This is a genomic window from Halomonas sp. 3A7M, assembly GCF_014897875.1.
Classification (GTDB): domain Bacteria; phylum Pseudomonadota; class Gammaproteobacteria; order Pseudomonadales; family Halomonadaceae; genus Vreelandella.
In genome coordinates this window covers 16,289-39,772 of the sequence record NZ_JABUZD010000050.1, presented here as the reverse complement: position 1 = coordinate 39,772, position 23,484 = coordinate 16,289, and the positions used below count along the sequence as shown (strand labels likewise).

Annotated in this window: 22 protein-coding genes; 3 read left to right on the top strand and 19 right to left on the bottom strand. The window is 50.4% G+C overall.

Annotation, left to right across the window (positions count from 1 at the left end; translation table 11 throughout):
* Positions 1–9 precede the first annotated feature (9 nt).
* On the bottom strand, positions 10–1,689 hold the full coding sequence (locus INT19_RS03895) for a glutamine--tRNA ligase/YqeY domain fusion protein (RefSeq protein WP_038483956.1): 1,680 nt from the start codon (positions 1,687–1,689) through the stop codon (positions 10–12).
* A 156-nt stretch (positions 1,690–1,845) separates the two neighbouring features.
* Between INT19_RS03895 and INT19_RS03890 the strand changes: the two genes are divergently transcribed.
* The gene (locus INT19_RS03890) at positions 1,846–2,346 is read left to right on the top strand and encodes a peptidylprolyl isomerase (protein WP_038483952.1); all 501 of its coding nucleotides are present in this window, start codon (positions 1,846–1,848) and stop codon (positions 2,344–2,346) included.
* Positions 2,347–2,359: 13 nt separating this feature from the next.
* Complete coding sequence (locus INT19_RS03885; protein ID WP_193059786.1) at positions 2,360–3,130, top strand: UDP-2,3-diacylglucosamine diphosphatase; 771 nt, start codon at positions 2,360–2,362, stop codon at positions 3,128–3,130.
* Between the two features lie 90 nt (positions 3,131–3,220).
* Here INT19_RS03885 and INT19_RS03880 read toward each other — a convergent pair whose 3' ends face one another.
* From INT19_RS03880 to INT19_RS03845, 8 genes are all read right to left on the bottom strand, one after another.
* Positions 3,221–5,038: a SurA N-terminal domain-containing protein gene (locus INT19_RS03880; RefSeq protein WP_193059785.1), complete on the bottom strand. Its 1,818-nt coding sequence runs from the start codon at positions 5,036–5,038 to the stop codon at positions 3,221–3,223.
* Positions 5,039–5,149: 111 nt separating this feature from the next.
* A complete protein-coding gene (locus INT19_RS03875; protein WP_009724302.1) occupies positions 5,150–5,422 on the bottom strand; it encodes an HU family DNA-binding protein in 273 nt (90 codons plus the stop codon).
* 194 nt (positions 5,423–5,616) lie between these two features.
* A complete protein-coding gene (gene lon / locus INT19_RS03870; RefSeq protein ID WP_038483943.1) occupies positions 5,617–8,046 on the bottom strand; it encodes an endopeptidase La in 2,430 nt (809 codons plus the stop codon).
* Positions 8,047–8,245: 199 nt separating this feature from the next.
* A complete protein-coding gene (gene clpX, locus INT19_RS03865; protein ID WP_038483940.1) occupies positions 8,246–9,526 on the bottom strand; it encodes an ATP-dependent Clp protease ATP-binding subunit ClpX in 1,281 nt (426 codons plus the stop codon).
* Positions 9,527–9,600: 74 nt separating this feature from the next.
* Complete coding sequence (gene clpP, locus INT19_RS03860; protein WP_089038315.1) at positions 9,601–10,218, bottom strand: ATP-dependent Clp endopeptidase proteolytic subunit ClpP; 618 nt, start codon at positions 10,216–10,218, stop codon at positions 9,601–9,603.
* A gap of 62 nt (positions 10,219–10,280) precedes the next feature.
* The gene (gene tig / locus INT19_RS03855; protein WP_089038316.1) at positions 10,281–11,633 is read right to left on the bottom strand and encodes a trigger factor; all 1,353 of its coding nucleotides are present in this window, start codon (positions 11,631–11,633) and stop codon (positions 10,281–10,283) included.
* Between the two features lie 248 nt (positions 11,634–11,881).
* Positions 11,882–12,250: a hypothetical protein gene (locus tag INT19_RS03850; RefSeq protein ID WP_089038317.1), complete on the bottom strand. Its 369-nt coding sequence runs from the start codon at positions 12,248–12,250 to the stop codon at positions 11,882–11,884.
* Between the two features lie 2 nt (positions 12,251–12,252).
* Positions 12,253–12,714: a flavodoxin domain-containing protein gene (locus INT19_RS03845; RefSeq protein WP_193059784.1), complete on the bottom strand. Its 462-nt coding sequence runs from the start codon at positions 12,712–12,714 to the stop codon at positions 12,253–12,255.
* Positions 12,715–12,856: 142 nt separating this feature from the next.
* Here INT19_RS03845 and INT19_RS03840 point away from each other — a divergent pair, with 142 nt between their 5' ends.
* On the top strand, positions 12,857–13,063 hold the full coding sequence (locus INT19_RS03840; protein ID WP_038483925.1) for a DUF2788 domain-containing protein: 207 nt from the start codon (positions 12,857–12,859) through the stop codon (positions 13,061–13,063).
* A 128-nt stretch (positions 13,064–13,191) separates the two neighbouring features.
* Here the strand turns inward: INT19_RS03840 and INT19_RS03835 are convergent, their stop codons facing one another.
* The 10 genes from INT19_RS03835 to INT19_RS03790 all read right to left on the bottom strand — a co-directional run bounded on the left by INT19_RS03835 (position 13,192) and on the right by INT19_RS03790 (position 23,446).
* Complete coding sequence (locus tag INT19_RS03835; RefSeq protein WP_009724294.1) at positions 13,192–13,488, bottom strand: integration host factor subunit alpha; 297 nt, start codon at positions 13,486–13,488, stop codon at positions 13,192–13,194.
* Positions 13,489–13,607: 119 nt separating this feature from the next.
* The gene (gene pheT / locus INT19_RS03830) at positions 13,608–15,989 is read right to left on the bottom strand and encodes a phenylalanine--tRNA ligase subunit beta (RefSeq protein WP_193059783.1); all 2,382 of its coding nucleotides are present in this window, start codon (positions 15,987–15,989) and stop codon (positions 13,608–13,610) included.
* A gap of 26 nt (positions 15,990–16,015) precedes the next feature.
* Positions 16,016–17,035 carry a phenylalanine--tRNA ligase subunit alpha gene (pheS, locus tag INT19_RS03825; protein WP_193059782.1) on the bottom strand — a complete coding sequence of 340 codons (1,020 nt, stop codon included), beginning with the start codon at positions 17,033–17,035 and terminating at the stop codon, positions 16,016–16,018.
* A 157-nt stretch (positions 17,036–17,192) separates the two neighbouring features.
* Complete coding sequence (gene rplT, locus INT19_RS03820; protein ID WP_009097607.1) at positions 17,193–17,546, bottom strand: 50S ribosomal protein L20; 354 nt, start codon at positions 17,544–17,546, stop codon at positions 17,193–17,195.
* Between the two features lie 57 nt (positions 17,547–17,603).
* Positions 17,604–17,798 (bottom strand): 50S ribosomal protein L35, encoded by a 195-nt coding sequence (rpmI, locus tag INT19_RS03815; protein WP_009724291.1) that lies wholly within the window; start codon positions 17,796–17,798, stop codon positions 17,604–17,606.
* Positions 17,799–17,879: 81 nt separating this feature from the next.
* The gene (infC, locus tag INT19_RS03810) at positions 17,880–18,419 is read right to left on the bottom strand and encodes a translation initiation factor IF-3 (RefSeq protein ID WP_083003855.1); all 540 of its coding nucleotides are present in this window, start codon (positions 18,417–18,419) and stop codon (positions 17,880–17,882) included.
* A 12-nt stretch (positions 18,420–18,431) separates the two neighbouring features.
* Positions 18,432–20,354, bottom strand: a complete 1,923-nt coding sequence (gene thrS, locus INT19_RS03805) for a threonine--tRNA ligase (protein WP_089038321.1) — start codon at positions 20,352–20,354, stop codon at positions 18,432–18,434.
* Positions 20,355–20,569: 215 nt separating this feature from the next.
* Positions 20,570–21,439, bottom strand: coding sequence for an OmpA family protein (locus INT19_RS03800; protein WP_193059781.1), 870 nt, complete (start codon positions 21,437–21,439; stop codon positions 20,570–20,572).
* Between the two features lie 291 nt (positions 21,440–21,730).
* A complete protein-coding gene (locus INT19_RS03795; protein ID WP_193059780.1) occupies positions 21,731–22,198 on the bottom strand; it encodes a DUF2489 domain-containing protein in 468 nt (155 codons plus the stop codon).
* Positions 22,199–22,354: 156 nt separating this feature from the next.
* Positions 22,355–23,446 (bottom strand): COX15/CtaA family protein, encoded by a 1,092-nt coding sequence (locus INT19_RS03790; RefSeq protein ID WP_089038324.1) that lies wholly within the window; start codon positions 23,444–23,446, stop codon positions 22,355–22,357.
* Positions 23,447–23,484: the final 38 nt, after the last annotated feature.

Genomic DNA, 23,484 nt, shown 5'->3' with positions numbered 1-23,484 from the left:
GACGATTCCTTAGCCCTTCTGTTTGATTTTCGCCCAGCTATCTTTCAACCCAACGGTACGATTAAACACCAACTGCCCTGGCTTGGAAGCATGACGGTCAGCGCAGAAATAGCCCACCCGCTCAAACTGGAAACGATCTTCTGGAACAGCATCCGCCAAACTGGGCTCGCCAATGGCGTGGCACACCGCCAAGGAGTCGGGGTTCAGGTGTTCGAGGAAGTCGACATCTTTGTCACGATCCGGCTGTTCAACCGTGAACAAATTGTCATACAAGCGCACTTCCATCGGTACACCATGGGCGGCACTCACCCAGTGAATCACGCCTTTCACCTTGCGGCCTTCAGGGTTTTTACCTAGCGTATCGAAATCCACCGAACAGTGCAGTTCCGTCACGTCACCGGCTTCGTTCTTAACAACGTCATCACAACGAATCACGTAGCTGTTACGCAGGCGGACTTCTTTGCCGGGCGCTAAACGGAAAAACTTTTTGGGCGCGTCTTCCATGAAGTCGTCTTGGTCAATATACAGCTCGCGACTAAACGGCACCTTACGCACCGCCATATCTTCTCGCGCGGGGTGCCCAGGCACGTCATACACTTCTTCATGGTCTTCAGGAACGTTGGTCAGTACCACCTTAAGGGGTTTCAATACGCACATTGCCCGCGGCGCATTGTCCTCAAGATCAGAGCGAATCGCATGCGTTAGCATGGCAATATCCACCAAACCTCCATCGGCGCGCGTAACACCAATCATCTCACAGAACTTGCGAATGGATGCCGGCGTATAGCCGCGACGACGCATACCTGAAATAGTTGGCATACGCGGGTCGTCCCAGCCATCAACAATCTGCTCGTCAACCAGCAGTTTCAGCTTGCGCTTCGAAGTGAGGGTGTAATCCAAATTAAGTCGAGCAAACTCGATTTGGCGCGGCTTGGCGGGAACCGGCAAGTTATTCAAAAACCACTCGTAAAGCGGGCGATGGTCTTCAAACTCTAGCGTACAGATTGAATGGGTAATGCCTTCGATGGCGTCAGACTGACCATGGGTAAAATCGTACGACGGGTAGATTTTCCACTTGTCACCTGTTTGATGGTGGCTGGCATGGCGAATACGGTAAAGGATCGGGTCGCGAAGATTGATATTGGGCGACGCCATATCAATTTTTGCACGCAGTACTTTTTCGCCTTCGCCAAACTCGCCGTTACGCATGCGTTCCAGCAAATCTAGGCTTTCGTCAACGCTGCGCTCGCGGTAAGGACTTGGCTTACCCGGTGCCGTGAGTGTGCCACGGTATTCGCGAATTTCATCTGGCGAAAGATCATCAACGTAAGCTTTGCCCTCGCGAATAAGATGTTGTGCCCACGCATAAAGCTGGTCGAAATAATCAGAAGCAAAGCGAACTGGGCCTGCCCAGTTAAAGCCTAACCAGCTGACGTCCTCTTTGATAGCGTCGATATACGCCTGTTCTTCCTTCGCGGGGTTGGTGTCGTCAAAGCGCAGATGACACTCACCACCTAGCTGCTCTGCCAACCCGAAGTTTAAACAGATCGACTTTGCATGACCGATATGTAAAAAGCCATTAGGTTCGGGAGGAAAGCGCGTCACGATTTTGGTGACCTGGCCGCCCTCTATTTCGTCGCGTACTTGGTTGCGAATGAAGTTCGGCGCTGGGGTGGTCTCGTTGGTCATGGTGGTGTTGATAACCTCATGGTGGATGGCGGGCTAGGCAACCAATGCCTAAGCTATTAGGGTTTGCGCTTCGCGGTGCCAAGCAAAACCGCTATTATAACGTGACGCCGATGCACAGCGCCAAGGCGAACGCCTTTATTGAACAGGAATTTATCTATGATCGTATTACAGACCAACCACGGTGACATCACTATTGCGCTTAATCATGAAAAAGCGCCAAAAACTGCCGCTAATTTTGAGCAATATGTCCGCGATGGTTTTTATGATGGCACTTTGTTTCACCGTGTTATCGATGGCTTTATGGTTCAGGGCGGTGGCTTCGATCAAGATTTTAACCAAAAGCCAACGCGTGATCCGATCGAGAACGAAGCCGACAATGGTTTACAAAACACGGTTGGCACACTGGCAATGGCACGCACTCAAGACCCTCACTCTGCCACAGCGCAGTTCTTTATCAACGTTGGTAACAATAGTTTCTTGAATCATAGTGGTAAAAGTCTTCAAGGCTGGGGATACGCAGTGTTTGGCGAGGTTGTCGACGGCATGGACGTGGTAGACGCCATCCGCGGTGTAAGCACCACACGTCGTGGTATGCATGCTGACGTGCCCGCAGACGATGTCATCATTGAGCGCGCCTATGTAAAAGAAGCCGACTAATTACGGGAGTTCTATGCGCACTCTGCTGATAGCTGATATGCATCTAAGCAGTGATACCCCTGAGATTAATCAGGGGTTTTATCATTACTTAGAGCACACCGCTACTGGGGCTGACGCCCTGTATATTCTAGGCGACCTGTTTGACGCCTGGATCGGAGATGATCTCCTTGACACACCACATCCTCTTAGCGACATTGCCTGGGAAGTGATCAGACGGTTACGCAAATTAAGCAGCAACGGAACTGCGATTTATTTCCTGCACGGCAATCGCGACTTTCTGATTGGCGAGCGCTTTATCAGTGAGTGCCAAGCCTCTCTGCTACCCGAAAGCCAAACGGTGGAACTCCAAGGAGTGCCTGTCGTTATTCTACATGGCGACAGTCTTTGCACTAAAGATGATGCTTACATGGCGTTCCGCCAACAGTCCAGAGATCCTCAGTGGCAAACGCAAATCCTATCCTTACCCCTTGATCAGCGACTGGAGCTTGCCAAGAGTCTGCGTATGCAGTCGGGCGATGCCAACGCGAGTAAAGCGGAAGCGATCATGGACGTGACACACGAAGAAGTGGTGGCGCTGATGGCGTACTCTGGTGTCACCACCATGATTCATGGTCACACACACCGGCCAAAGGTACATGACCTGACGGTTGAGGAGGTACCTGCAAAACGTTTTGTTCTTGGTGACTGGGATGTTCACCATGGCTGGGACATTGTCGTTGAACGCACGGCAGAGCATGACGCCATGCCTATTCTGCGTCAATTCACCTTAGCCAACCCACCCTAATACTTAACGTTGCACATCAGCAAAAAACCATCAAAAAAGCCGGCCAAATCAATTTTTGGCCGGCTTTTTGGGTTAATAAAAACGCGTTAATTAACGCTCAATCTTCGCGTCACTACGCAGATCGTCTACCAAGCCCTGAATGATAGACTGGGCGCGGAGTTGTTCAGCCATTTGAGCTACAAAAGAAGTAAGCTGCTCGTCAACTTCGCCTACGGATACGCTATCCAACGCTATGATGGCAACGCCTTCCGGAAGTGACACAGAACGGTAAACGCTATCACCCTCCTGCGGACGCGGCATACGAAACACCTGTTGCACTACCGCCTGGGGAAGCACAGTGTCAGACTGGCGCGATATATTGCTAGCCTCAAGCCAATCAATGTTGCTGGCCTCGCCCGCTTCCACCGCCTCGATCATACGAGCCGCTTCTTGCTCAAGTGCTTCTTGGCGTTGTTGAGCAACAACAGCGTTAGCGACTTCGTCACGCACATCGTCTAGCGTGAGTTGAGTCGTTTCGCGATGCTCCGCAACACGCAGCACAAGGCGACGATCATCATCCAGCTCGATCACTTCGCTGTTATAGCCTTCTTCTAGCACATCAGCACTAAAGGCCTCATCTAGCACCCCCGGCTCTGAAAGCACGCCCTCACCTTCACCGCGTGCTAACCAGTCAGTCTGGTTTAGCGTTAGACCGAGGTCATCCGCTACGCTTTGCAGATCATCGGCAGCAAAACTCTCATCAATTAAGCGCTGAACTTGCTGATTGAACTCATCATTGACTTCACGCAGAGCAACATCTTGCTGAAGTGCCTCACGCTGCTCTTCAAAGGCGGGTGCTACCAGCTCGGTTACCTGAAGGATATGAAATGCACCATCCATTTCCACCAGTTGAGATGTTTCACCTTCATCGAGAGCAAAAGCAGCTTCATCAAAGGCATCACCAAAGAAACCACGACTAATAACCCCTAAGTCGCCGCCTTCCTCAGCACTCGCCGTATCATCTGAATAACGCAGTGCCGTATCGGCGAAAGTTTCACCGCTGTTCAAGGCTTCTAAAGCCTCATTAGCGTGTGCTTGCGCTTCTTGGCGACTGCGCTCTTCGCCAAACGTCACCATAATATGAGAGACACGTCGATCGGCATTGCGATTCTGCTCACGCCACGCATCGCGCAAGCTCTGCTCGTTAACCTCAACGTTTTCCGCCATCGCTTGACGGTCAACTAACACATACTCAACGCGCACCTGCTCAGGACGCTCGAAACGTGCCTGGTTTGCATCGAAATATTCCTGCATTTGCGCTTCAGTAACATTCGCCTCTACGCTTACATCATCGGCATCTAATAAAACATAGCGAAAACTGCGCTGCTGGCGCTGCAATTCAGCTAAGCGTTCCTGCTCGCTTTCCAAGCTAAAGTCGCTAAACGCAAGGCCTTGCTGCAAGTGCTGGCGCTTGATATCGGCACGCAGCTCTTCACGAAACGCCACTGGGGTATATCCTGCACCAGCAAGACGGTTGCGGAATATTTCAGCCGAGAACCGACCATCTTGATCATGAAACTCTGGCAGACCAACAATCATTTGGTCTAGTTGGGCATCGGAGACGAACACACCACCGTCTTCAGCATATTGTGTTAGCAGTTGCTGAGTTATCAACTGGTCAAGGACATCATTACGAAGCGCCCGCTCTTGCTCTGGTGGCACCTGTCCAGAGCGAAGCGCACGTTGTACCTCAAGCTCAACCTGCTGACGCATGATTGGTTCGCCGTTAACGCTCGCCACTTCATTAGGGTCATCGCCAAAGACACTAAACAGCGACTCCACGCCAAAAAGCGCCATGGCAGCCACCATGACACCGATAATTATTTTGGCACCCCAGCTTCTGGAGCCATCTCGAATACTTTGCAGCATGCTAGCCTCAGATCATCACAGCTATCTATCGCCCTAACTATCGGGCCAGAAAAAAACATGGGCGCATCGCGAATGCGATGCGCCCATTAGCTTACAGCAAACGCGAGCCAATTAGTTGACGGCGTCTTTCAGCGCTTTACCGGCTTTGAAGCTGGGGACTTTCGCAGCGCTAATTTCAATCGGCTGGCCGGTCTGCGGATTACGACCAGTACGAGCGGCACGCTCTTTAATTGCGAAAGTACCAAAACCTACCAGTGAAACACTTTCGCCTTTTTTGAGGCTATCGGTGACAGACTCCACCATGGCATCCAATGCGCGGGTTGCCGCTGCTTTAGGAATATCAGCAGACGCGGCAATAGCTTCAATCAGCTCGGACTTATTCACACTTCACCCCTTAACTGTTTCAAAAAAATGGCTCTGAACGGCACTGCCACCGTTAGATACAACTTCAAAGCGTAGCTGTGTTTTATAGCAATGCCTTGAAACCCCTGTCAAGCGACAGTGCCGAGAAATGCCCGCAACTCAAGGTCTTGGGCAAAACTATTAAGTAATGTTAAAACTCAATGGAGTATTAACGCTTAATGGGTACTCGTTACGACGGTTGAATTAAAAGCCGGATCAGAACCTTTCAACGAGACGCTCTCGTCAATTGGATCGTTATGTAGCGCTACGGCCAGTACTTCATCTATCCACTGTACGGGACGGATATCAAGTGCCCCTTTAATATTTTCTGGCACTTCCTTGAGGTCTCGACGATTTTCCTCAGGAATTAAGACCGTCTTTATACCACCGCGACGGGCTGCCAGCAATTTCTCCTTTAACCCCCCAATGGGCATCACTTCGCCACGTAGGTTCACTTCGCCTGTCATGGCCACATCACAACGCACAGGGCGTTGAGTATAGGCAGAGACAATCGCGGTTACCATGGCAATGCCTGCACTTGGGCCATCTTTAGGCGTAGCACCTTCCGGAACGTGAATGTGCAAGTCTTCATTCTCAAACCGTTGCGGATCAATACCATACTCTTTTGCACGCGCCTTAACGACCGTTTGCGCCGCACTCACCGACTCTTTCATAACATCGCCCAGCGAGCCGGTTTTGTTGATACGTCCTTTGCCGGGCGTAACAACAGATTCGATATTCAGCAATTCGCCGCCAACCGATGTCCACGCTAGCCCTGTCACACGACCAACTTGATCTTCCTGCTCAGCCAACCCGTAGCTATAACGGCGCACGCCGGCATAGGCTTCAATATCTTCAGCTGCCAGTACTTGTTGAGCCTGCAGATGGCTACCCTGCTTACCACTCGCTGCCTGCTCGGCTTCTAAACGCTCGCGCAACACCTTACGGCAGACTTTGGCGATCTGACGCTCCAGCTCTCGCACCCCAGCTTCACGGGTGTAATAACGCACTAGTTCTAGCAGAGCATCATCATTGAGCGCCAGCTCTTCTGTTTTGAGGCCATTCGCTTCTTGCTGCTTCGGCAACAAATAGCGCCTAGCGATCGCTAGCTTTTCATCTTCGGTGTAACCCGGCAAACGAATGATTTCCATACGATCCAACAGCGGACCAGGAATATTCATTGAGTTAGCAGTACAGATAAATAGCGTTTCTGACAGATCGTAGTCCAACTCAAGGTAGTGATCACTAAAGCTATTATTTTGCTCAGGATCAAGCACCTCTAGCAGCGCTGATGCAGGGTCACCGCGGTGATCCATACCGAGTTTATCGACTTCATCCAATAAAAACAGTGGGTTCTTAACGCCAGCACGGCTCATCCGCTGCATTAACTTACCCGGCAACGAGCCAATGTAGGTGCGGCGATGACCGCGAATTTCAGATTCGTCACGTACGCCACCTAACGCCAGGCGAACATATTTACGATTCGTGGCCCGTGCGATAGATTGACCAAGAGAGGTTTTACCCACACCTGGTGGGCCCACCAAGCATAATACAGGCCCTTTCATCTTACGCACGCGCTTCTGTACTGCAAGATATTCAAGGATGCGTGCTTTGACTTCTTCTAAGCCGTAATGATCCTGATCCAGCACTTCTTGCGCTTTCACTAAGTCGTGCTTGACGCGGGTACGCTTCTTCCAAGGGACGGCTATTAGCCAGTCTAGGTAAGAGCGAACCACGGTAGCTTCGGCCGAGTTAGCAGCCATCATTTTCAGCTTACTAAGCTCTTGAGTAGCCTTTTCTGCCGCTTCTTTGGGCATTCCAGATGAAGCGATGGCTTGCTCGTATTTTTCGGCCTCATTTGGCACATTATCCAGCTCACCCATCTCTTTCTGGATGGCCTTCATCTGCTCATTGAGGTAATACTCGCGCTGGGTCTTTTCCATCTGCTCTTTCACACGTGAGCGGATGCGCTTTTCAACCTGCAGCAAATCAATTTCGGACTCAATCAGCGCCATTAAATGCTCAATGCGATCACGCACGCGATCCATTTCGAGCAACTCTTGCTTGTCGCCTATTTTTAATGACAAGTGCGCACAGATGGTATCGACCAACCGGCTCGGATCCTCAATTCCAGAAAGCGAATTGAGCACCTCGTTAGGCACTTTTTTGGACAGTTTGACGTATTGCTCAAATTGGTTGAGCAGCACACGTACCAGTGCTTCTTGTTCACGACTGGTTAGCGGCTCACTCTCGCGAGGCACCAAGTAAGCTTGGGTGTAGCCCGTTTCGTGCTCTTCAATATCAATAACATCAGCGCGAAAATTACCTTCAATCAGCACTTTTACAGTGCCATCAGGCAATTTTAGCAGTTGCATGATATCGGCCACGGTGCCCATGGCATAAAGATCAGCGTTATCGGGCTCATCCTGGGAGGCCTCACGCTGAGCCACCAGCAGCACACGTTTGTCGGCCTCCATCGCCGCTTCCAACGCTTGGATGGACTTCTCACGACCAACAAAAAGTGGAATAACCATTTGCGGGTACACAACCACGTCCCGCAAAGGCAACAGGGGTAGACATTGTGTCTGATCGGCGTTCTGCTGCATCGCAGACGTTCCTCAAAATCGGATGAGTACTTGAAAGGGTACTTAGCCAAGTACCTCACAGTATGAAAAGCATGGCGCTAGGGCGCTGAGCAGCTAGGCAAACATTTCATGAATAACTTATGAATAACAAGGGGTCGCCTAGGCGACCCCTTGGTTTGGCGCAAGCGGTAAAAGCTAGGCCGTGGCGTGCACGTCGGGACTAGCCGTCGGTGCCATCAACACGAGCGTCTTCCTGCTGCGAATAGATCAGTAGTGGCTCACTTTCACCTGCAATCACTGAACTATCAATCACCACTTTGCTAACACCTTCAAGCGAAGGAATCTCGTACATGGTGTCTAGCAGCACAGACTCAAGGATAGATCGCAAACCTCGCGCGCCAGTCTTACGCTCCATTGCCTTGGTAGCAACAGCACGCAGCGCTTCGTCTCTAAACTCGAGCGTCACATCTTCCATTTCAAAGAGCTTGGCGTACTGCTTAACCAGCGAGTTTTTAGGCTCGGTTAAGATCTGTACCAACGCATCTTCGTTTAGCTCCGTGAGCGTCGCAATCACGGGCAGACGTCCAACAAACTCAGGAATTAAACCAAATTTCACTAAATCATCTGGTTCTACGTCGGCCAGTAACTCACCTACACCACGTGAAGACTCTTTGCTCTTCACGCTAGCATTGAAACCAATGCCGCCTTTCTCAGCACGGTCACGGATAACTTTATCAAGACCCGCAAAAGCGCCACCCACAATAAACAGCATGTTGGCCGTATTGACCTGAACAAACTCTTGCTGGGGATGTTTACGACCACCCTGCGGCGGCACGGATGCTGTTGTGCCTTCAATCAACTTGAGTAGTGCCTGCTGGACACCCTCGCCCGACACATCACGTGTGATGGAAGGGTTATCAGACTTGCGCGAAATCTTATCGATTTCATCGATATAAACAATGCCTCGCTCAGCCTTTTCGACGTCGTAATCACACTTCTGCAGAAGCTTTTGGATGATGTTTTCAACATCCTCACCCACATAACCCGCTTCTGTCAGTGTAGTGGCATCGGCAATGGTAAAAGGTACATTCAATAACCGCGCCATGGTTTCCGCCAACAGTGTTTTACCACTACCGGTAGGACCAATGAGCAGAATATTTGATTTACCTAGTTCTACATCGCCTTCGCGCACTTCCGTCTTAAGACGCTTGTAGTGGTTATAAACCGCTACAGATAGCACCATTTTGGCGCGATCTTGTCCGATGACATAGTCGTCTAACGTATGACGTATTTCGCGAGGCGTAGGTAAACGCTCTTCATCGCTCTCGGCATCGGCTTCGAGAACTTCTTCGCGAATGATGTCATTACATAAGTCGACACACTCATCGCAGATATATACGGACGGGCCTGCAATTAGCTTACGTACTTCGTTTTGATTCTTACCACAAAACGAGCAGTATAAAAGCTTGCCACCTTCGTCCTTGCCTTTGCCGTCGGCCATTCGCGTACCTCTATCACTGCGGCGGCTTACGCCGCCGGAAAAGCTCGTTAGAAAAGCAGAATCCTACCACGCTATCAGGATGTAGGCCGCTTATCCAGCACTGCGTCAATCAAGCCATATTCTTGGGCTTTAGTGGCGCTCATAAAGTTGTCACGGTCAGTATCCCGAGCAACAGTATCAAGTTCTTGACCAGTATGATGGGCTAAAATCTGGTTCAGTTTTTCACGAATACCTAAAATCTCACGGGTGTGGATCTCGATATCAGACGCTTGGCCTTGATAGCCACCCAGCGGCTGGTGAATCATCACACGGGAATTAGGCAAACAATAACGCTTACCTGCTGCGCCTGCTGTCAGCAACAGTGCACCCATGCTAGCTGCTTGACCAATACATACGGTCGACACATCAGGCTTAATAAACTGCATGGTGTCGTAGATAGACATACCTGCCGTAACAGACCCACCAGGCGAATTAATGTAAAGGTGAATATCTTTATCAGGGTTCTCTGACTCAAGAAACAGCAGCTGCGCCACCACTAAGTTCGCCATGTAATCTTCAACTGGTCCAACCAGGAAAATAACACGCTCTTTTAGCAGGCGTGAGTAGATGTCATAGGCTCTTTCCCCTTTGGCGCTCTGCTCAACCACCATGGGCACTAAACCGCCGGCGTTTTGAATATCAAACTCACTCATTCGTGATTCCTTGCGTCCGGTAAGGGAAAGCGCACCCACATGGGATGCGCCACGCGATGAAGTTAAGCGCTAGCTTGTTCGCTTTCTTCAACACCTTCATCTTGCTCGGCCTGTTGCTGAGCCGCTGCCAATGCCTGCTGGTAAGACATTTCAACGTCTTTAACGTTCGTCTGCTCCAGCAGCTTATCAACAGCCTTCTCTTCCAGGATGGCAGACTTCACTTGGGTTTTGAGCTGCTCATTACCCATGTAGTATTCAACCACTTCGGAAGGATCCTGATACTGCTCTGCCAGCTCTTCAACCTTAGCCTTAATTGCATCATCATCAGCGTCTAACTCATTCGCCTTGATAACCTCGGCCAGCAGCAATCCTACCTGGACGCGGCCTTTCGCTTGCGCTTCGAAGAGTTCATTCGGCAGCTGGCTGACATCAAAGTCCTCGCCCAGACCGAACTGCTGTGCTGCCTGACGCTTCATGCCATCAGTTTCTTGCTGAACAAGCGCACTTGGCACAGGAATATCGTTCGCTTTTTTCAGCGCATCCAACACCTGCTGCTTAACACGGTTATCCACCGCTTGGGCCGCTTCGCGAGTCATGTTCTTTTTGATTTCAGCGCGGAATTTCTCTTCATCGCCATCGTCAACACCAAAGCGCGCAATAAACTCAGCGTCTACGGCCGGCAGCGTTTGGCTACTGACTTTATGAACGGTGACTTTAAAGGTGGCTTCCTGGCCTGCAAGATGCTCTGCTTGGTAATCTTCAGGGAAGGTAACAGTGATGGTTTTCTCATCACCCGCCTTCGCACCGATCAACTGCTCTTCAAAGCCTGGGATGAAGCTGTTGGAGCCAATAACTAAAGCATGGCCCTCAGCACTTCCACCTTCAAACGGCTCATCACCCAGGAAGCCCTGGAAGTCGATGGTAACTTGATCGCCATCAGCAGCAGCGGCGTCTACTTCTTCCCACGCAGCATTTTGCTTACGCAGTGTATCGATCATTTCGTCGACATCAGCATCGCTAACCGTCACTACCGGACGCTCAACTTCAGTGCCTTCGATAGACGCAAGCTCAACCTGCGGGTAGATTTCCATAACTGCCACAAACTCTAGGTCTTTGCCAGTTTGGTTTACTTTTGGCTCAATCTGGGGAAAACCGGCAGGATTAAGGCCTTCTTCCGTGATGGCACGCACATAGCGCTCACGCATCACTTCACCTACCACCTCATTGCGCACGCTGTCGCCATAGCGCTGACGAACTACAGCCATCGGCACTCGGCCTTGGCGAAAACCATTCAGGCGAACGTTTTTCGCGGTGTCTACTAAGCGAGCGCTGACGGCCTCGTCGATTTCGGCGGCCGGCACCTGAATAGTGATACGGCGTTCGATCTGGGAGGTCGTCTCGACGGAAACTTGCATGAATTGTCCTCTAGCGGCTGGGCGTTATGTTGATTGCGTAAAATAAGTACAAGGGGGCAATTTTAAGAACCCTAGCGCATCGTGGCAAGCGCCATGCTCGCAAGATGGGGGCATAACCCGCAAATACAAGGGTAATCACTAGCAAAACGACCATTTTAGGTCGTTTTTTGACCACAATGCAGTCAAAATTATTTTTAAACGTTAGATGAAGCCTTGTAGCCTGGCGATCACAGCTAAAATAGTGGCCTTTAATCGCGTTTTGCCCACCACAAAGAAACAGCATGAAATAGCAGACCACAGGTTGCTGCGTGGGAAATAAACACTTGCCAGCTAATCCAGTCAGTGAACAGACCATGCCATGCCCCCATTACCAGGGCACCCATCAGCAGCATAAATAGCAAGCGCTGACATAATTTCGGCAGCGCTTTTCGTGCGTCAACCGACAGCATTTTCCACTGAACAGCGGCAGCACCTACCACAATGGCTAGCGCAATAAGTAACAATGCCTGGCGTGTTTCATGCCCTTCTACCATGTAACGAGGTATCGCGGCCAACATCACAATACAAAGTCCGAGGGCAACGCTAATACGCTCTGGAGAAAAAGGGACTCGCTGCATGGCTAAGCAACCTTCAGTTGCTGAGACTCAATCCACTCTTCTACCCACGGAATAGCGGCGTCATCTGCCATAAAGGTTTCCATAGCATCCACTTCCAGCCGCTCACCTAAACGCGTCGCACCATGATCCTCTAATAACGCATCGAGCGCTCTTCCCGCTCCACAGAACGTATCTCCGTATGAGCTATCGCCCAACGCAATCAATCCATAGCGCAACGAGGTAAGCGAGGGACTTTTTTCCTGCAGCCCGCGCACAAAAGAAACAAAATTCCCTGGGTAATCTCCACTGCCCGTGGTTGATACACAAAACAGCGTAAGATCTTGGCTATTGGTCAAATCGTCAATCGTCGGCTGCTCAGAAATATCAACCTTGTAGCCAGCCTGCTCAAATAACGGCTTTACTTGCTCTGCGACATCTAGCGCGCCACCGTACATTGTACCGACTAGAATCGTTAGCGTTGGCATGGCCTACTCCTCTGCAATAGTGTCGCACTGTGCTTTGTTCAGTCGACAAATACCCGATGAATTTGGTCAAATATTAACACGACTCGCAAAAACGACACACGCCTTCTCATGGGGCACTATCAATCATTTAGTAGGAAATCTTATGCAGCAGCTCTTTGAAGCATGGATAACACCGATCATGGTCGGTGGCTTAATCGTGTTTATGTGCTTTATTATTTGGGACTTAGCTAAGAAATCCAACGCAGGGAAGTTCGGCACGATCATGCTTTTTGTCGTTCTGGGTGCTGGCATGCTGGGTTATGTCATTAAGGTAGTGATCACTTGGCTCATTGAAGGACGTGGACTTTAGTCCGAAATTAAAAAGGAGCACCCGAAGGTACTCCTTTTCATTTGCTACCATTCTGGGCATCAGCTCAGCACAACTGCTCGACACACTTAGCCACCGATCAGCGCGTTTAAACTTCCGCCACCCGCAAGTTAGCTGCTTGTATAACGCTCTACCTGCTGCTTTAGTTTTTGACCGGGACGAAAAGTAACAACGCGCCGTGCAGAAATGGGAATCTCTTCACCTGTCTTGGGGTTACGCCCCGGTCTTTCGCGCTTATCACGCAAATCGAAATTGCCGAAACCCGATAGCTTAACCTGCTCGTTTTCGCGCAAGCAGGCACGGATCTCTTCAAAAAAAGCCTCAACCATGGCTTTTGCTTCTCGCTTCGACAGCGCGAGCTCAGTGTGTAAATGTTCTGCTAGCTCTGCTTTGGTCAACGCACCCATAAGGCCCCCTCCATGTAGCAAACGCATTGCCAAGAACGTGATAAGCGTCGTGTCATGGCATTATTTAATTATTCACGTAACTATCCACCAAACCTAGTCGCAAATCCTATCCACAAATCCTATCCACGTAGCTCAGCATCTAATTCTGTTCGCACTTGCGATACGATAGAATCTACCAACAGGTTGATTTCATCGTCATTTAGCGTGCGTGATCCGTGCTGCCACGTCAAGCCCAATGCAATACTCTTACAACCATCAGCTACGCCCTTACCAGCATAGACATCAAATAGCTTAATGTCTTTTAAGTAATCGCCAGCTTGTGCTTTTGCACAATCAAGTAGCGCCTGAACCGGTATCTCTGCCTTAACAGTGAAAGCCAAGTCACGGCGAACTTCCGGATAACGTGACAGCGGCTCAAAAGCCGGGATGAGACCCTCGCTCAGCGCATCTAAGCGAACCTCAAACATGACGGCATCAACTTTCAGCCCTAGCTTAGCTCGTACCTGAGGATGCAAGGTGCCAATCCAACCGGCTGGCTGACCATTATGCAACAGCCTTGCTGTTTGCCCAGGATGTAGCGAAGGATGCTCACCCGGCTCAAAACGCCAAGCATCCAGCGCGCCACCAAGCGCCAGCAGGCTTTCTAAATCGCCTTTTAGATCGTAAAAATCGACTTGGGCTTTAGCCCCGCACCAACCTTCAGCTTCACGACCTCCGCATACCAGCGCTCCCATCATCGGGACTTGCGAAAGGTTGTCCAAATGGCCATTAAATACCAAGCCAGTTTCAAACAATCTGACACGGGTTTGCTGCCGGTTCAGGTTATGCTCAAGCGCACGCACTAAGCCAGGGAACAGACTGGCCCGCATCACCGACAGATCTGACGAAATCGGATTCGCCAACACTGGTGAAATAGCGTCCGGCAACATCACCGCCTGGAGATCAGGCGCAACAAAGCTGTAAGTTATCGCTTCCTGAAAACCGCGAGCTACCATTTGGTTACGCAGCTGGGCTTGGGTTAGCACCGCCTCGTTAGCCGGACGCAGTGCCAAACGCGCCGCAGGGCGCCGAACAGGCAGGTTGTTGTAACCATGAACCCTAGCAATCTCTTCAATGAGATCTTCTTCGATCGCCACATCAAAACGCCAGCTTGGCGCTGTGACTGACCAGCCATCTGCCTGCTTATCAACTGCAAGCCCTAAACGCTGCAGAATGTCAGTTACATCTTCAGCCGGCAGCCGCTTCGAAAGCGCGCTCTCTAAACGCGCCTCGCGCAATACAATGTTACGGGGTGCTGGCAGGTGTTCGTCACTGGACGACTCAGTAACAGGGCCAGCCTGACCACCACATATCTCCATTAGAAGCTGAGTGGCACGCTCAATCGCCACACTGGCAAGCGCCGGATCAACGCCACGTTCAAATCGATGTGATGCATCCGTATGGAGACCGTAAGAACGCGCCTGCCCTGCGATAGCCAGCGGCGTAAAATAGGCAGCTTCCAAGAAAATCGTATCGGTCTTCTCACTTACCCCTGAGTTCTCGCCCCCCATAACGCCTGCCATTGCTAGAGGACCTTCATCATCAGCAATAACCAGCGTTTCAGGTCTTAGCGCTACTTCCTGACCGTCCAATAAGGTCAGGCGCTCTTCATTACGCGCCAAGCGAACGGTAATACCGCCGTGAAGGTTGTAGCGATCAAACGCATGCAACGGCTGGCCTAGCTCCAGCATCACGTAGTTAGTCACATCAACGGCAGGGTCAATGGAACGAACACCGCTACGCCGGAGACGCTCTACCATCCACAGCGGGGTTTCGACGCTAATATCGACACCTTTAATAATGCGGCCCAGGTAGCGTGGGCACTGCTCCGGCGCTTCAATACGCGCTGAAAAAGTATCGTCAATACTGGCTTCAATGGCCGCAATCTCAGGCCCACTCACCGGAAGACGATTGAGCACACCCACTTCTCGAGCCAGCCCCTTGATACTTAGGCAGTCACCACGATTCGGCGTGAGATCAACCTCAATGGTCATGTCATCGAGCTGCATATACTCTCGAAAACTTAGACCTATCGGCGCAGAGGCGGGCAGCACAAAAATCCCAGGAGACGTCTCTTCCTCAAGGCCTAGCTCTGAGGCCGAGCAAATCATTCCGCGTGACTCAACACCACGCAATTTGGCTTTTTTGATCTTAAAGTCGCCCGGCAGAATGCCACCCACCTGAGCAAACGGAATTTTTTGACCAATATCGACATTGGCAGCGCCACAAACAACCTGCACAGGCTCACCGGTACCATCATTAACAGTACATACGTTGAGCTTATCAGCATCTGGGTGCTTCTCTTTAGTCAGCACCTCTGCAACCACTACGCCACTAAACGCGGACGCAACGGCCTCGATAGCATCGACCTCAAGGCCTGCCATGGTAATTTGATCAGCAATTGCCTGTGTATCAAGCTGCGGAGCCACCCAGTCACGCAGCCACTGTTCTGAAAATTTCATATTGATTCCCGTCGTTGGCAGCGGTCTTAGGTAAATTGGCGAAGAAAACGCAGATCGTTCTCAAAGAACAAACGTAGATCATTGACACCGTAGCGCAGCATCGCAAGCCGCTCGGCGCCCATACCAAACGCAAACCCTGTGTAGCGCTCAGTATCAATACCCGAATGCCTGAACACCTCGGGATGCACCATCCCACAGCCCATAACCTCCAACCAGCCGCTATGCGAGCAGACACGACAACCATCACCGCTACACATCACGCACTGAATATCGACCTCTGCGGAGGGCTCAGTGAATGGAAAGTAAGAGGGGCGGAAGCGCACTGAAAGATCATCGCGTTCAAAAAATGCTTGGAGAAAATCTTCAATAGTTCCCTTAAGATCTGCAAAGCTCACACCTTCGTCAACCAACAGACCTTCCACTTGGTGGAACATTGGGGTGTGGGTGAGATCTGAATCACTACGGTAGACACGACCAGGGCAAACAATACGGATCGGCGGCTCACTACTTTTCATGGTACGTACTTGAACTGGCGATGTGTGAGTACGTAACAAGCGTGTAGCATCGAAATAGAAGGTATCTGCCATACCACGCGCAGGGTGATGAGCGGGTATATTTAGCGCTTCGAAATTATGGTAGTCATCTTCAATTTCTGGCCCCACCGCCACATCGTAGCCAATCCTGGTAAACAAGCCTTCAATACGCTCAAGCGTGCGAGTGACGGGATGCAGGCCGCCATTCTCTTGACCGCGGCCAGGCAGTGTCACGTCAATTTTTTCAGCTGCCAAGCGAGCATTAAGCGCTTCGCTTTCAAGCTGCTGACGCCTTGTATCAATTTCAGCTGCCAGGGTCTGTTTCGCCTGATTAATTTGCTCACCGGCGGCAGGACGCTCTTCTGCTGATAGCTTTCCTAAGCCTTTCAACAAGGCCGTCACTTCGCCTTTTTTACCCAAGTAACGTACGCGCAACTCATCTAGAGCAGGGACACTTTGCGCCGCATGAATAGCATCGCGAGCCTCTGACACCAGAGCAGGAAGATGGTCCATCCGATTCACTCCGAATTAAGCGATTTCCATCTCTAAAGATGGCTGGCATGTTGAAGGTGACAAAAAAACAGGGGAAGAGCGGCTGCTCTTCCCCTGCATGGGTCACACTGAAATGACCTCTGACACGTCACACTGATCTAACTCAGTGTAATGTGACTTATTGGGCAGCCTTGGCTTTTTCCACGATAGCCGCAAATGCAGCTTTCTCGTGTACTGCCAGGTCGGCCAATACTTTGCGGTCAATTTCAATACCGGCTTTCTTCAGACCGCCAACAAAGCGGCTGTAAGACATGCCATTGATGCGCGCACCAGCGTTAATACGCTGAATCCACAAAGCGCGGAATTGACGCTTGCGGTTGCGGCGGTCACGGTAAGCATACTGACCGGCTTTGATAACAGCCTGCTTGGCTACGCGGAAAACACGCGAACGGGCTCCGTAGTAACCTTTAGCCTGCTTCAATACTTTTTTATGGCGACGACGGGCAACTACGCCACGCTTAACACGAGTCATAACACACTCCTGACTTTATGACTGAGGCTAAATGCACTCAGATAAGAAAATTCGACCTTACAGATTCGGCAGCATGCGCTGAATCAGCGCTTTGTCAGAAGCATGGATCTGCTTCATACCACGCAGCTGACGCTTACGCTTGGTCGACTTCTTGGTCAAGATGTGGCTACGGAAAGACTGCTTGTGCTTGAAGCCATTAGCGGTCTTTTTAAAGCGCTTAGCAGCGCCGCTGTTGCTTTTGATTTTCGGCATGAGAAAACTCCGCTCGATATTTTTTAGAAAACCCAGGGCCGATCAGCGCTTTCACGCTGACCCGTTAGCTTCGCCGTTGGATCACTTCTTCTTCGGGGCAATAATCATGATCATCTGGCGTCCTTCCATTTTCGGGAAAGACTCTACCGCTCCGATCTCTTCCAGGTCTGCCGCGATCCGTTCCATTAGCTTACGACCAATGTCCTGGTGCGCCATTTCACGACCACGGAAGCGCAATGTGACTTTGCCCTTATCACCACCTTCAAGAAAGCGCGTCAGGTTTTTAAGCTTGACCTGATAATCGCCTTCGTCGGTGCCAGGACGGAATTTGACTTCCTTGACCTGAATTTGCTTCTGCTTTTTCTTTTGAGCCGCTTTCTGCTTCTTCGTCTCAAAAACAAATTTGCCATAATCCATAATCTTACAAACGATTGGATCGGCATTCGAAATTTGCACGAGGTCTAAACCGGCAGCTTCTGCACGCTCAAGCGCTTCGGTGGTGGGCACAACACCCAACTGTTCACCTTCAGCATCGATCAAACGTACTTCTTCTTCGGTAATTCTCTCGTTCATTGGTGGGCGCTTGTCTTGTGGACGCCCGCGCTGATTGCTTCGCTTGATTGCTCCGTCTCCTTAGGCAATTGACGATGTCGCCAGGGCTGCTCGCTCTGCACTGCAACGTTCGATGAATTCATCGACTGTCATTGTGCCGAGGTTTTCGCCGCTGCGAGTTCGCACGGCCACTGAGTCAGCTTCGACTTCCTTATCTCCCACCACAAGGAGATAGGGAACTTTCTGTAACGTATGCTCACGGATTTTAAAGCCGATCTTCTCGTTCCTCAAGTCCGCTTTAACTCGTAAGCCATTTTTTTGCAGCCGTTGCTCCAACTCAAGCGCATAATCACGCTGCGCATCAGTAATGGTCATCAACACAGCTTGCTGAGGTGCCAACCATAGCGGCATCGCACCAGCATAGTGCTCGATTAGGATTCCCAAGAACCGTTCAAAAGAACCTAAGATAGCACGATGAAGCATCACTGGGGTCTTTCGTGTCCCATCTTCATCAACGTATTGCGCGCCTAAGCGCCCTGGCAAATTGAAATCTAACTGTAGAGTACCACATTGCCAAACACGATTCAGGCAATCACGCAGAGCGAATTCAATTTTCGGGCCATAAAAAGCCCCCTCTCCTGGCTGAAGCTCCCAATCAAGCCCCGTCGCATTGAGTGCAGCTTCAAGCCCCTGCTCTGCCCGATCCCACATCTCTGCTTCGCCAAGAAAGTCCTCAGGTCGAGTTGACAGCTTGAGTTCAACATCCTCGAAACCAAGCGTTTTATAAACTTGCAGGGTAAGCGCAATGAATGCTTCTGCTTCTGCCTGAATTTGACCTTCGGTACAAAAAATATGCGCATCATCTTGAGTAAAGCCACGAACGCGCATCAGACCATGCAATGAGCCCGATGGCTCATTCCGGTGGCAGCTACCAAATTCTGCTAGACGTAACGGTAAATCGCGGTAGCTTTTCAATCCCTGATTAAATACCTGTACATGACAGGGACAGTTCATAGGCTTAACAGCATACTCACGCTTTTCTGACTCAGTGGTAAACATGAGCTCACTGTAGTGACCCCAGTGGCCCGATTTCTTCCACAACGAAAGATCCACTACTTGCGGCGTTTTAATCTCTTGATAACCATGCGCTCGCTGAATTTTGCGCATGTAATCTTCTAGCGCCTGGTACATCGTCCAGCCATTGGGGTGCCAAAAAACCATGCCTGGCGCTTCTTCTTGCAAATGGAAAAGATCCATCTTGCGTGCCAATTTGCGATGATCTCGCTTTTCGGCCTCTTCTAGGCGCTTCAAATAAGCTTTGAGCTGCTTCTTATCGCCCCATGCTGTACCGTAAATACGTGTCAGCATCGGGTTTGAGGCATCTCCACGCCAATAGGCGCCAGCTAGCTTGGTTAGCTTGAAAGCTTTCAGGTGGCGCGTATTCGGCACGTGCGGCCCGCGACACATGTCCGTGTACTCTTCATGATGATACAAACGTATTGTTGCACCCTCAGGTATATCACGGACAATTTCCTGCTTGAACGTTTCGCCACGCTCAATAAACGTTTTCATCGCCTTGTCGCGATCAACGTACTCACGCACCACGTCGTAATCACGCTCAATAAGTGATTGCATGCGTTTTTCGATGGCTTCCAAGTCGTCAGGCGTGACCGACTTGCCGAAATCAATGTCGTAATAAAAACCATCGTCAATGACTGGCCCAATGGCCATTTTGGCATCAGGGTACAGTTGCTTAACCGCATGTCCAATCAAGTGAGCACAGGAATGGCGGATAATCTCAAGCCCTTCGGGATCACGGGCGGTAATTATCGCCACTTCAGCATCTTGCTCGATCAAGTCAGCAGCATCGACCAATACACCATCAATCTTGCCAGCCACACAGGCCTTGGCCAAACCAGGGCCAATGGATTCTGCGAGCTGCATGATAGAAAGTGGTGCTTCGAACGTTCTTTGGCTGCCATCCGGCAATGTTACTATGGGCATTAAGATATTCCTTGAGCGCAGTGGTGATCCATACCAAGGATCACATTTCGCTATCAATGATCGAGAGTATTAGGTGCTTTTTGAGGGTTGCCCAGCCTACCAGAATTTAGCAGGCCGTAAAATAAAACGGGAGGCATAAGCCTCCCGTTTCGTGCTTAAAGGGCATTAATCACTGGCACAATGGCCTAACCCTTTAATGTAAAGCGATGCGTGGCTTAGTTCCACTCATCCATTTCTACACGACGGTTTTGTGCGCGACCCGCATCGGTATCATTGCTAGCAACCGGGCGCTCTTCGCCGTAGCCAACAGCACGCATACGGTTAGCACCTACGCCACGTTGGGCAAGGTAAGCAGCAACGGATTCCGCACGACGCTGCGACAGATTTTTATTGTACTGATCAGCACCGCGAGAGTCAGTGTGACCTTCAATGCTCACACGCACATCAGGATTATTGACCAGGCGCTCTGCAACACCGTCCAGAACACCTCGTGCTTGGGCAGTTAGCTGTGCAGAATCAAACTCAAAGTTTACGTCCTGCAACACAACGCTGTCAGGGCAACCTAGTGAGTTAACTGCAACACCTGCAGGAGTATTGGGGCACTGATCGCGATAATCCGGCACGCCGTCGTTATCAGAATCGAGTGGGCAGCCATTTGCGTTAACAGCTACACCAGCAGGCGTTCCCGGGCACTGATCACGGTAATCTGGCACGCCGTCACCATCGGAGTCCAGCGGGCAGCCTTCAGCATCCACTGCAACGCCTGCGGGCACTTCACCATAGCTTGGGCACTGCGGTGCTACTGGCTCAGGCGTACGGTCTGCACATAGCAGGCCACCGATCGCTGCACCAGCAGTTGCGCCAATAGCGGTATTTTCATCTTCGTCAGAATTGCCGCTCGTTGCGTAAGCAATACTGCCGCCGATAACACTGCCTGCCAATCCGCAAACGAAGGGATGTTGATACCAATCGCGATCGCTACTTGCGCTGGTTTGGCCAGATGATTGTGATGCTGAGCTGGCACAGCCTGATAAACCCACTACCAGTGCAGAACCGATTAGCAAGCCAGTCGTTGATTTTTTCATGCAAGACTCCTTCTTGATCCAATGCTGACATGGTCAAAAGACCAAATCTATCCCAATGCTTCTAATTCGCGAGAGCATCCATTTTTCGCTGCTCAGTACCATGGCAATATTGTGCTTTCACCATATGTCTGAACGTTTGCCTATGATTAACGTTTAATCACCAGAAGGCAACAATGCCGAGATATCAACTTCTTGCCAATACCGACATTTTCAGCATAGCAAAATTGACGCCATAAGCGTCAAAAAACATAGGTTATCGTACTTATAGCCCCCTATGCTCGTTAAACAGGGTTAATGAAGACCCATAGATCCTTTGGACCTCCACTCAATTACCTTTTTTGCTGCCTCAAGTACGGCTGGACGCATATCGTCCTCAACAGCAATACGCTCTTTATCTTCTTGCATTCGCTCTCGTGGCGTCAATTGCTTACGTGCGGAGTGAGTTTTTAAATGCCGAGTACGATTGTACACCTCTGCAAACGCTTGAAAGTCTGGACGCTCTGTTAGGCTAGAATCAATAATCTCAAGCAACACTTTGCATCGCCAAGCCCCTTCTGTAATGTCGACTTGCTCTTGCACCAGCGCGCTAACGACAAAATCAAGATTTTCCAGGCTGTTTTGATGGGCACGACGCTCTTCGTCCAGCCGAAACGCTTCTCGACGCTTAACCTCTTGGCGAAGTTTATAGGCATAAAAACCAAGGGCTGCAACGACAATAATTGCAACGATGAATAACAACAACGCTCCTGTGGAACTCATAACGCTCCTTTCACAACGGAGAGGTAGAAAGCTTGACGATAATTGTACACCCTATTTCCCCAACGATACCACTTTCACAATTTTTTCATCTTTGTTACAGCACAACAACAAATAGCCTCTATTGTTTTTGACTCAGCAAAACCTCTAGTTACCACCTTACGTCAAGAGAACCCGAGATGACTTTAGATCATTCACCTCATTAAGATACTGATTATAAGGATATTTCCAACACCAAACAGCCCACCCCATACACAAGGTCAAGGCAACCGCTCCAGCGGTATGTAACAGAGCCAGCCATAGTGGAAGCCACAACAACACATTAGCAATGCCAAGCGCGACTTGGGCAAAATAAGCAATTACCACCAAGGTGAGCGCTCGCCCGACAGACGCAGCCGTACGATATCGCCACCATAGCGCCAACAAGACAATACCGAGTGCAAGCGCTCCAATACGATGCATAACGTGAATTGCAGTACGTGCATCGGCATGTAGCTGGCCATGTAAATAATTAGGGCCGACCGTTTGTGTTAGGTGGAAGCCTTCACTTATATCCATTTCTGGCCACCACTGCGTATTGCAGGTCGGGAATCCTTGGCAGGCAATACCTGCATAATTGCTGGATACCCAGCCACCTAAAGCAAGCTGCACAACTAATATCAACACGCCGATTACCCAGAGCGCATTAGCACTCTTAAATGGAGAGGTATAACGTGTGGAAAAAGAAGCATGGTCGATAGAGGTAGGTACAGGCCTTGTCAAGCTGAGCCGAATTCGCAGATGCACCCAAAAAAACAGCATCAGCACACTTAGCCCACCCAACAAATGCAAAGTAACCACTTGTGGCCAAAGCTTTAGCGTCACTGTAAAAGCGCCAAACGCGCCTTGAAGCAGAATAACAACGAGCAAGGCAATACTTACTTTCCATGGAAACCCTGGACGCTTGCGCAATGAAAAACCTAGCGCCACTACGCTTAGAACGATAAGCCCTAAAAAACTTGCTACATACCGATGAGCCATCTCTACCCATGCTTTAAAAGGCACAAGAGGTACATCAGGATGTTGTAGAGCAGCATGCTCGGCATCAGGGACTAACAGCCGCCCATAACAGCCGGGCCAGTCTGGGCACCCCAAACCAGCGTCAACTAAGCGCGTCCATGCGCCAACTAGAATCACTAACGCTGTAAGCACAGTGCCGACCAAGGTTAAACGTTTCAGCCATTGTAAGCGCCGCTCAGTAGAATATGGCACGTTGCTTCCTTACGACCTGCGAGGTCGAGCATGCAGAG